8 protein-coding genes and 1 pseudogene are annotated in these 9,023 nt (G+C 75.4%); 4 read left to right on the top strand and 5 right to left on the bottom strand.

All coding sequences use genetic code 11. The features are described 5' to 3' along the window. Positions 1 to 111: 111 nt before the first annotated feature. The gene (locus tag GTW08_RS16020) at positions 112 to 2,226 is read left to right on the top strand and encodes a xanthine dehydrogenase family protein molybdopterin-binding subunit (protein ID WP_073577376.1); all 2,115 of its coding nucleotides are present in this window, start codon (positions 112 to 114) and stop codon (positions 2,224 to 2,226) included. On the opposite strand, the gene GTW08_RS16015 is transcribed toward GTW08_RS16020, so the two are convergent. Next, positions 2,198 to 2,884 carry a type 1 glutamine amidotransferase gene (locus GTW08_RS16015; protein WP_161152160.1) on the bottom strand — a complete coding sequence of 229 codons (687 nt, stop codon included), beginning with the start codon at positions 2,882 to 2,884 and terminating at the stop codon, positions 2,198 to 2,200. The genes GTW08_RS16020 and GTW08_RS16015 overlap by 29 nt on opposite strands. A gap of 193 nt (positions 2,885 to 3,077) precedes the next feature. Here GTW08_RS16015 and GTW08_RS16010 point away from each other — a divergent pair, with 193 nt between their 5' ends. Continuing rightward, a complete protein-coding gene (locus GTW08_RS16010; RefSeq protein WP_073577378.1) occupies positions 3,078 to 4,217 on the top strand; it encodes an FUSC family protein in 1,140 nt (379 codons plus the stop codon). 206 nt (positions 4,218 to 4,423) lie between these two features. Here the strand turns inward: GTW08_RS16010 and GTW08_RS16005 are convergent, their stop codons facing one another. The 3 genes from GTW08_RS16005 to GTW08_RS15995 all read right to left on the bottom strand — a co-directional run bounded on the left by GTW08_RS16005 (position 4,424) and on the right by GTW08_RS15995 (position 7,337). Next, positions 4,424 to 6,616: a heavy metal translocating P-type ATPase gene (locus GTW08_RS16005; protein WP_237453890.1), complete on the bottom strand. Its 2,193-nt coding sequence runs from the start codon at positions 6,614 to 6,616 to the stop codon at positions 4,424 to 4,426. Between the two features lie 194 nt (positions 6,617 to 6,810). Further along, on the bottom strand, positions 6,811 to 7,014 hold the full coding sequence (locus tag GTW08_RS16000; RefSeq protein WP_073577379.1) for a heavy-metal-associated domain-containing protein: 204 nt from the start codon (positions 7,012 to 7,014) through the stop codon (positions 6,811 to 6,813). A 41-nt stretch (positions 7,015 to 7,055) separates the two neighbouring features. Further along, complete coding sequence (locus tag GTW08_RS15995; protein ID WP_073577472.1) at positions 7,056 to 7,337, bottom strand: metal-sensitive transcriptional regulator; 282 nt, start codon at positions 7,335 to 7,337, stop codon at positions 7,056 to 7,058. 76 nt (positions 7,338 to 7,413) lie between these two features. Here GTW08_RS15995 and GTW08_RS15990 point away from each other — a divergent pair, with 76 nt between their 5' ends. Then, entirely contained in the window at positions 7,414 to 7,866 is a 453-nt protein-coding gene (locus GTW08_RS15990; protein WP_073577380.1) for a DUF6153 family protein, read from the top strand. Positions 7,867 to 7,929: 63 nt separating this feature from the next. Then, positions 7,930 to 8,496, top strand: a complete 567-nt coding sequence (locus GTW08_RS15985) for a DUF305 domain-containing protein (protein WP_073577381.1) — start codon at positions 7,930 to 7,932, stop codon at positions 8,494 to 8,496. Positions 8,497 to 8,575: 79 nt separating this feature from the next. On the opposite strand, the pseudogene GTW08_RS15980 reads toward GTW08_RS15985, so the two are convergent. Further along, positions 8,576 to 9,023 (bottom strand): annotated as a pseudogene (locus GTW08_RS15980) (hypothetical protein); the annotation flags it as partial.

The raw sequence follows: 9,023 nt of genomic DNA, 5'->3' as shown, positions 1-9,023 counted from the left end.
TGCCCGCGCCGTCGACACCGCCGTCGGCGGCAACGCCTTCAAGATCCCGCTGGTGGCCGGCACGGTCACCGCCACCCTGCGCGGCCTCGCCGCGCACCGGACGGAGGCCGCATGACCAGCACCGTCACCCCCGGCACCCGGACCGACGGCGCCGCAGGCACGTCGCACACCCGGATCGAGGGCCCCGCCAAGGTCACCGGCAACGCCGTCTACGCCTATGAGCAGGACGCGGTCGACCCGCTGCACCTGCGCGGCGTCGGCGCGACGGTCGCCCGCGGGCGGGTCCGCGCCGTCGACACCACCGCCGCGGCCGCGGTCCCCGGGGTGGTCGCGGTGCTCACCCCGGACACCGCGCCCCGGGTCGACGGCAGCGCCACCCCCGAACAGACGGTGCTGCAGTCCGGCGAGGTGCACCACCGCGGCCAGTACGTGGCCGCCGTGCTCGCGGAGACCGCCGAGGCGGCCCGGGAGGCGGCGGACCTGGTCGTCGTCACCTACGACGCCGAGCCGGCCACCACCGCGTTCGACCCGGCCTCGCCGGAGGCCTACACCCCCGAGGTCGTCGTCGCGTTCCCGCCGGACGCCACCACCGGCGACCCGGACGCCGCGTTCGCCGCGGCCCCGGTGCAGGTCGACGCCACCTACCGGACGCCGATCGAGTACCACCACCCGATGGAGCCGCACAGCACCGTCGCCCGCTGGGACGGCGACCACCTCACGCTGTTCGAGGCCTCGCAGGCGGTGTGGTCGGCCCGGCGCGAGCTCGCGCAGATGTTCGGCATCGGCGACGACGACGTCACCGTCGTCTCACCGCACGTCGGCGGCGGGTTCGGTACCAAGGGCACGCTGCACGGCGGGTCGGTGCTGGCCGTCGTCGCCGCCCGGGCGGTCCCCGGACGGTCGGTCAAGCTGGCGCTGACCCGCCGCGAGATGACCGACCTGACCGGCTACCGCCCGGCGACCGTGCAGCGGGTCCGGCTCGGTGCCGGGACCGACGGGCGGCTGCACTCCCTCGCCCACGACGTCGTCGAGTCCGGCGCGCGGATGGCCGAGTTCGGCGAGCCGACCGCAGTGATCAGCAGGCACCTCTACGCGTCGCCGCACCGGCGGACCTCGCACCGGGTCGTGCCGCTGGACCTGTCCACGCCGACGTACATGCGCGCACCCGGCGAGGCGCCCGGCAGCTTCGGCGCGGAGTCCGCGCTGGACGAGCTCGCCGTCGTGCTCGGGATCGACCCGGTCGAGCTGCGGATCCGCAACGAGCCCGACGTCGACCCCGACACCGGCAGGCCGTTCTCCAGTCGCAACCTCGTGGCCTGCCTGCAGCGCGGCGCCGAGCGGTTCGGCTGGGCCGACCGGGACCCGCGCCCGCGCACCCGGCTCGTCGACGGCTGGTGGCACGGCACCGGCGTGGCCGCCGCGTTCTTCCCGAGCTTCGCGATGCCCGGCTCCGCCGCCGCGATCCGGTACGCCGACGGCGGTGCCGGTGCGCCGGGCCGCTACCGGGTGGACATCGCCGCGGCCGACATCGGGCAGGGCGCCCGCACGGTGCTCACCCAGATCGCGGCCGAGGCGCTCGGGGTGCCGCCCGCGCAGGTCGACCTGAACCTCGGCGACACCGGGCTGCCGCACGCGACCATGGCCGGTGGGTCGGCGGGTACCGCGTCCTGGGCGACGGCGATCGTCGAGGCCGCCGACCGGTTCCGCGACAAGTGGGGCACCGACCCCGAGGACGCGGCGGAGGCCGACGGCGTCGCCGGGCACAACCCGGCGATGGCCGAGTACGCGATGGGTGCGCACGGGGCGCACTTCGTCGAGGTCGCGGTGCACGCCGACACCGGCGAGATCCGGGTGCCGCGGATGCTGGGGGTGTTCGCCGCGGGCCGCATCCTCAACCCGCTGACCGCGCGCTCGCAGTTCCTCGGCGGGATGGTGTGGGGGCTGTCGATGGCGCTGCACGAGGAGGGCGTCGTCGACCCGGCCCGCGGGCACGTCGTCAACCACGACCTCGCCGGCTACCACGTGGCGGCGAACGCCGACGTCGGCGACATCGACGCCGAGTGGGTCGACGAGGACGACCCGCACGTCAACCCGGTGGGCGCCAAGGGGATCGGGGAGATCGGGATCGTCGGGGTGGCCGCGGCCGTCGCGAACGCCGCCCACCACGCCACCGGCGTGCGGGTCCGGTCGCTGCCGATCACCTTGGAGCACTTCCTGGGGGCCTGAGCGCGAGCGCCAGGACCCGCTCGGCCCGCTCGGCGAGCCGCTGCGGGTCCTGGGCCGCCGTCGCCGCCCGCAGGGCCCGCGCGTCGAGGCCGTCGGGCACACCGAGGGTGTACCAGCGCTCCAGCAGGTCCACGGTCATCTCGGGGTGGAACTGCACGCCCACGCTGCGACCGGCCACGAACGCCTCGTGTCCGGCCCCGCCGGCGGCGAGCAGTTCCGCCCCGGTCGGTGCGACGAGCTGCTCGGCGTTCCAGCAGAACCACGGCCCGGCCGGGAGGCGGCCATCGGCCGGGTCGACCGTGTGCCATCCGATCCGGGCGGCCGGCAGCGTCGTCCGGGAGCCGCCGAGCGCCTCGGCGAGGAGCTGGGCGCCGAAGCAGATCGCCAGCACCGGCACACCGGCGTCGTGCGCCCGGCGCAGGAACGCGACCTCACGGACCGCCCACCCCGCGATCCGCTCCCTCGGCCACGGCGCGCCGAGGGTGACCACCAGGCCGGCCTCCGTCGGGTCGGGGAACCCGGCGTCGACGTCCGGGGTGTCGTACCGGTCCGCGGGCACCACCGTCGTCCACTCCGGACGGATCCCGCGTCGTTCCAGGGCCGGTCCCAGCGCCCCGAGACCGGCGACGTGGTCGTGGCCGATCACGATGGCGCGCACCGGCACATCCTGCCACCGCCCGGGTTTGCGCCGCGCGGTCGTGGGTAGTCCTCCGGCGGCCCGCGCCCGTGTGCGCACGGCGCCACCCCGGACTCCACCGCGTTCCCCGCGGCCGTCGGGTGGCCAGGGCTCCTCCGCGGTCGAACAGCCGGCCCCGCTTCCCGCAACATCTGCACGACCGACGGAGCCGTCGTTGATCCCGCACCACCCGAACTCCCCGGCCTCCCCGTTCACCGAGGGGCTGCGCCACCGCATGCGACTGGCGTGGCGGGCCGGCGCCGCAGCCGGCGCGGCCTGGTACCTCGCCACCCTCGTCCCCGGTGTGCTCGGCCAGTACCCCTACTACGCACCGCTCGGTGCCCTGCTCGTCTGCTACCCGACCGTCTTCGACTCGCTGCGCCAGAGCCTGCACGCCGTGCTCGCCACCGGGCTCGGTGTCGGTCTCGGCGCCGCCGCCCTGCACCTGGGCGGCGCGCAGTGGTGGGCGGTGGCCGCGGCTGTGCTGGCCGGGATCGCGGCGGGTGCCGCCCCCGTGCTGGCCACCGCCCGGGACCTGATCCCGACCGCGGCGTTGTTCACCATCCTCATCGGCGCCACCGACCCGTCCGGGTTCATGGCCGGCTACCTGGGGCAGACCCTGCTGGGGGTGCTCGTGGGGGTCGCGGTCACCCTGGTCCTGCCGCCCCCGCCGCAGAACGCCCGCGCGCACCGCGTGGTGGCGCGGCTGCGTGACGGCATCGCCGACCACCTGCAGGAGATGGCCGAGGTCCTGGCCGAGCAGTGGCCGCCGGAGCGCGAGGAGTGGACACGCCACCGCCACCACTTCGAGCCTCTGATCGATGCGACCCGGGAGGCGGTCCGTTCCGCCGACGCCGGCCGGCGGGCCAACCTGCGGGCACGTGCCTACCGGGCCCGCGGCCAGCAGCTCTACGAGGCCGCGCAGACCCTGGAACAGCTCGCGGTGCTCGTCCGCGACATCAGCACGGTCCTGGCCCAGACGGCGTGGGCCGAGCGCACCGTGCTCGTCCTCGACCCCGCGCTGCGCACCCCGGTCGCGGAGGCGATGGGCGACCTGGCCACCGCGATCCGGTCGGCGGAGCTCGCGCACCTGACCCGCGGCCCCGCACCCGCCGGGCTCGACGGGCACCGCCGCCACCTGGCCGCCGCCCGGGACGCGCTGGACCGGGTCACCGACCGGCTCGACTCCCAGCGCGCGGGCTGGGAGGACAGCCTCGCCGCGTCGGGGATCGTGCTGCACCTGCGGCGTTGCCTGGACCACGTGCACGCCGGACCGGCCGACCGCAGCCCGGATCTGCATCCGGCGGAGCGGTGACGTGTGGCCGGCCGCCGACGGGGTACGTCAGGTCCATGTCGGCGCTCGTACCCGGGGCGTACGCCGGCCCAGGTCCTGTCGGTTGAGATCCTGCAGCCGGCGGGGCCGCCCCCAACACCACTCCGATCACCGCGCACGCACGACGAGCGCCGACGACCTGTCGGAGGGCGTCGTCGGAGTTCCGCACCGACGACGCCGAGCAGGGGTCAGTCCGCCAGCGGGCGGAACCGGCGCAGCCGCAGGCTGTTGAGCACCACGCACACCGAGCTGAACGCCATCGCCGCTCCTGCGATCATCGGGTTGAGCAACCCGAACGCGGCCAGCGGGATCGCGGCCGTGTTGTAGGCGAACGCCCAGAACAGGTTGCCCCGGATCGTGCCCAGGGTGCGCCGGGAGAGCCGGACGGCGTCGGCCGCGGCCCGCAGGTCACCCCGGACCAGGGTGATGTCCGACGCCTCGATCGCCACGTCGGTGCCGGTGCCCATGGCCAGGCCCAGGTCGGCCCGGGCGAGCGCGGCCGCGTCGTTCACCCCGTCGCCGACCATCGCGACGACCCGGCCCTGCTCCTGGAGCCGCTCCACCACGGCGAGCTTGTCCGCGGGCAGCACGTCGGCGATGACGGTGTCCGGGCCGGGCTCGATGCCGACCTCACGGGCCACGGTCTCGGCGACGGCCCGGTTGTCCCCGGTGAGCAGCACCGGGCGCAGCCCGAGCCTGCGGAACTCCGCGATCGCCTCGGCCGACGTCGGCTTCACGGTGTCGGCGACGACGAACACGGCACGGGCGGCCCCGTCCCACGCGACGGCGACCGTCGTACGGCCCCGCGCGGCCTCGTCCGCGGCGACCGCGGCGAGGTCGTCGGGCAGCGGGACCGACCACTGCTCCAGCAGCCGCGGACGGCCGACGAGCACGGCGTGGCCGTCGACGACGCCCTGCACACCGAGGCCCTCGTGGTTGGTGAAGTCCGTGACGGCGGGCAGGTCACCGACCCGCTCGGTCGCCGCACCGGCGATCGCGGCGGCCACCGGGTGCTCCGAGGCGCTCTCGAGGGCCCCGGCGAGGCGCAGCACGGTCGCCTCGTCGGTGCCGTCGGCGGTGTGCACGCCGGTCAGCGCCATGGTCCCGGTGGTGACGGTGCCGGTCTTGTCGAGCACGACGGTGTCGACCCGCCGGGTGGACTCCAGGATCTCCGGGCCCTTGATCAGGATGCCGGTCTGGGCGCCGCGCCCGGTGCCGACCAGCAGCGCGGTCGGCGTGGCCAGCCCGAGCGCGCAGGGGCAGGCGATGATCAGTACGGCGACGGCGGCGGTGAACGCCGTCGAGGCGAGGGCGCCGGTGAGGATCCAGACCAGCAGCGTCGCGGCGGCGATCACGGCGACGACGGGCACGAACACCGCGGAGATCCGGTCGGCCAGGCGCTGCACCTCGGCCTTGCCGTTCTGCGCCTCCTCGACCAGCCGCGCCATCTGGGCGAGCGCGGTGTCCGAGCCGACCCGGGTGGCCCGCACGACGAGCCGCCCGCCGGAGTTCACACACCCGCCGACGACGGCGTCGCCCGCCCGGACCTCGACCGGCACCGACTCACCGGTCAGCATCGAGACGTCGACCGCCGAGCGGCCGTCGACGACCTCGCCGTCGGTGGCGACCTTCTCCCCGGGACGCACGACGAACTCCTCGCCCACGGCGAGCTCGTCGACGGCGACGCGCACCTCGGCGCCGTCACGGAGCACGGTCACGTCCTTCGCACCCATCTGCAGCAGCGCGCGCAGCGCGGCACCGGCCCGGCGCCGGGAGCGGAGCTCGACGTAGCGCCCGGCCAGCACGAACGTGACGACCGCGGCCACGACCTCCAGGTAGATGTTCCCGCTGCCGTCGGTGCGCGAGATCGTCAGCTCGAACGGGTGCACCATGCCGGGCATCCCGGCGGTGCCGAGGAACAACGCGTAGAGCGACCAGGCCAGGGCCGCCGTCGTCCCCATCGAGACGAGGGTGTCCATCGTGGCGGCGCCGTGGCGCAGGTTCGTCCAGGCGGCGCGGTGGAACGGCGCGCCCGCCCAGCCCCAGACCGGCAGCGTCAGCAGCAGCGACACCCACTGCCAGCCGACGAACTGCCATGCGGGCGTCATCGCGAGGACGACGACCGGCACCGACAGCACGGCGGCCCCGATGAGCCGGTTCCGCAGGTCGCGCAGGTCGCGCTCGGGGTCCTCGTCGGCCCCGGCGCTCGGCGGGGTGGCGGTGTAGCCGGCGGCCTCGACGGTCCCGAGCAGGGTCTCGAGCCCGACGCCGCCCGGGGCGCTGATCCGCGCCTTCTCGGTGGCGTAGTTGACGGTCGCGCTGACGCCGTCGAGCTTGTTGAGCTTGCGCTCGATCCGGTTGGCGCAGGACGCACAGGTCATGCCGCCGACGGCGAGCTCGATCTCGGTGACGGTGCTGTCGGCATCGCTCTCGGCGACGGTCCCGGGCGCGGCTGCGCGGGGCAGCGCGGTGACGGGTCCGTGGGCCGGGGACGTGTCGCTCATGGTCGGTCCTCCGGGGGTGACCCGGCGCGGGTGGCGGTGGCGACCCGCGCCGGGTGGGCGGTCAGGGGTGCTCAGGCGAGCTGGTAGCCCGCCTCGTGCACGGCGTCGCGGACGGCGTCGGGGGAGACCTCGCCGTCGCTGGTGACGGTGACGGCGCCGGTCGGCAGGTCGACGGCCACGTCCGTGACGCCGGAGATCTCGCCGATCTCCTCGGTGACCGAGGCGACGCAGTGCTGGCAGGTCATGCCGGTGACGGTGTAGCTGGCGGTGCTCATCGTGCTCTCTCCTGGGTGCGGGGTTTCAAGAACGTCGGGTGTCAGGAACGGACCAGCCGGGCGATCGCCGCGCTGGCCTCCCGGATCTTCTCCTCGGCGACGGGGCCACCCTCGGTGGCGGCGTCGGCGACGCAGTGCTTCAGGTGTTCGTCGAGCAGGCCCAGCGCGACGGCCTCGAGGGCCTTGTTGACCGCGGCGACCTGGGTCAGCACGTCGATGCAGTACTTGTCGGACTCGATCATCTTCGTGATGCCGCGGACCTGGCCCTCGATCCGGCGCATCCGCTTGACGTGCGCGTCCTTGGTGTCGGCGTAGCCGGGCATCGCGTCCTCCTCGGGGTCCACCACCACCATACCCCTAGGGGGTAACGGTATCCACCGTGCCTGTAGGGTGCGGGGTGTGACGGACCGGACCCGGCTGCTCGTGCTCGTGCTCGTGCTGCCGGTGCTGCTCGGGCTGCTGGGGATGCACGCGCTCGCGGCGCCGCCCGTGTCCTCCGGTGTACACCACGCTCCCGCCGCCGCACCCGTCGTCACGCACGGGGTCACGCTCCACGGCGCCCCGGGGCCGGCGCATCCCGGCCTGCACGGGGTCACGCCCGCCGGGGCACGGGGGGCCGCGCATCCCGACCCGCACGGCATGCCGCACGACGGGGCGTCGCACCTGCTGCACCTGTGCCTGGCCGTGCTCGCGGCCGGGGTCGCCCTGGCTGCGGCGGTGCTGCTGTCCGGGTTCGCGCCGCTGCCGTCGTCGCGGGGGCCGGCCGGCCCGGGGAGTCCGCGGACCGCACCGGTGGCCCGTCCGCCCCCGGTCCCGCGACGGCTCGCGCTGCTCTGCGTGTCGCGGACGTGACCGGCCTCCGGCGCGGGAGAGCGCCGGAGCCGCCGAGCACCCACGACACGGGAGTACCGACACATGACACGCACGAACGTGGCGCTCGCCGCCACGGCACTGGCCGCCGCCCTCGTCCTGACCGGCTGTGCCGGCGGGGGAGCGTCCGCCCCGCCCGCGGCCTCGTCGAGCAGCGCCGACGTCGCCTTCGCCCAGGGCATGATCCCGCACCACGAGCAGGCGGTCGCGATGGCGCGGCTCGCCGACGACCGCGCCGGAGCCCGGGTGCGCGACCTCGCCGCCCGGATCGAGGCGGCCCAGGGCCCGGAGATCGGCCTGCTCCGGGGGTTCCTGGCCGACTGGGGCGCCGCACCCGCCGCGGACCACCACGGCGGTCACGGCGACATGGCCGGGATGGCCGGGATGGCCGGGATGATGTCCGACGAGCAGATGGCCGCTCTGGGACGCGCGTCCGGCGCCGCGTTCGACCGGTCGTTCCTCCAGATGATGATCGCCCACCACGAGGGGGCGGTGACCATGGCCCGCGCCGAGCTCGACGCCGGGGTGGACCCGCGGGCGCGGGAGCTGGCGCAGCAGATCGTCGACGCCCAGCAGGCGGAGATCGCGGAGATGCGGACGCTGCTGGGCTGAGCGGAGATCGTCACGGCTGAGGGGTCCGGTGCCGGGAACGGCACCGGACCCCTCGGACGCGGCGATCGTCGTCGAGACGTCAGGTGAACGAGATGTGCACGTGGTCCATGTGGTTCGCCGTCGCCCCGCCCCGGTCCTCCTGGGCCTTCCAGCCGCTGCCGGTGTCGATGCGCTGCTGCCAGATGATGTAGGAGATCCCGAGCTCGTCCCGGTTCTGCCGGGCGTAGGCGGCGAGCCGGTCGCCCGTCGCCTTGTCGACCATGAAGTCCAGAGCCTTGCCGCTGGGGTGGTCGGAGGCGTTGCCGCGGCTGCCGATGCCCAGCACGGAGTCGACGCCGAACAGGCAGCGCAGCTTCTCCCCGGCCGTCGCCACGTTCGCGGCGACGCCCTCCATGCCCGCGGTGCCCAGGGCACACGTGGTGGACCCGGTCGGGCCGCCACCCGAGGGGGCGCCGGAGGCCCCGGCCGAGGACCGCGCGGAGTCGGCGGCGCGGGCGGCCGCATCCCGTGCCTCGCGCGCGGCGGCA

Source organism: Pseudonocardia sp. SID8383 (genome assembly GCF_009864975.1).
GTDB classification, from domain to species: domain Bacteria; phylum Actinomycetota; class Actinomycetes; order Mycobacteriales; family Pseudonocardiaceae; genus Pseudonocardia; species Pseudonocardia alni.
Note: the sequence above shows the minus strand (reverse complement) of the source record. Positions and strands in the feature narration are given on the sequence as shown.

What these genes read in the sequence shown, in the direction of transcription:
- GTW08_RS16020 (WP_073577376.1), top strand. Translation starts at nt 112, where the DNA reads ATGACCAGCACCGTCACCCCCGGCACCCGGACCGACGGCGCCGCAGGC.
- GTW08_RS16005 (WP_237453890.1), bottom strand. Translation starts at nt 6,616, where the DNA reads ATGACCTGTGCGTCCTGCGCCAACCGGATCGAGCGCAAGCTCAACAAG.
- GTW08_RS16000 (WP_073577379.1), bottom strand. Translation starts at nt 7,014, where the DNA reads ATGAGCACCGCCAGCTACACCGTCACCGGCATGACCTGCCAGCACTGC.
- GTW08_RS15995 (WP_073577472.1), bottom strand. Translation starts at nt 7,337, where the DNA reads ATGCCCGGCTACGCCGACACCAAGGACGCGCACGTCAAGCGGATGCGC.
- GTW08_RS15985 (WP_073577381.1), top strand. Translation starts at nt 7,930, where the DNA reads ATGACACGCACGAACGTGGCGCTCGCCGCCACGGCACTGGCCGCCGCC.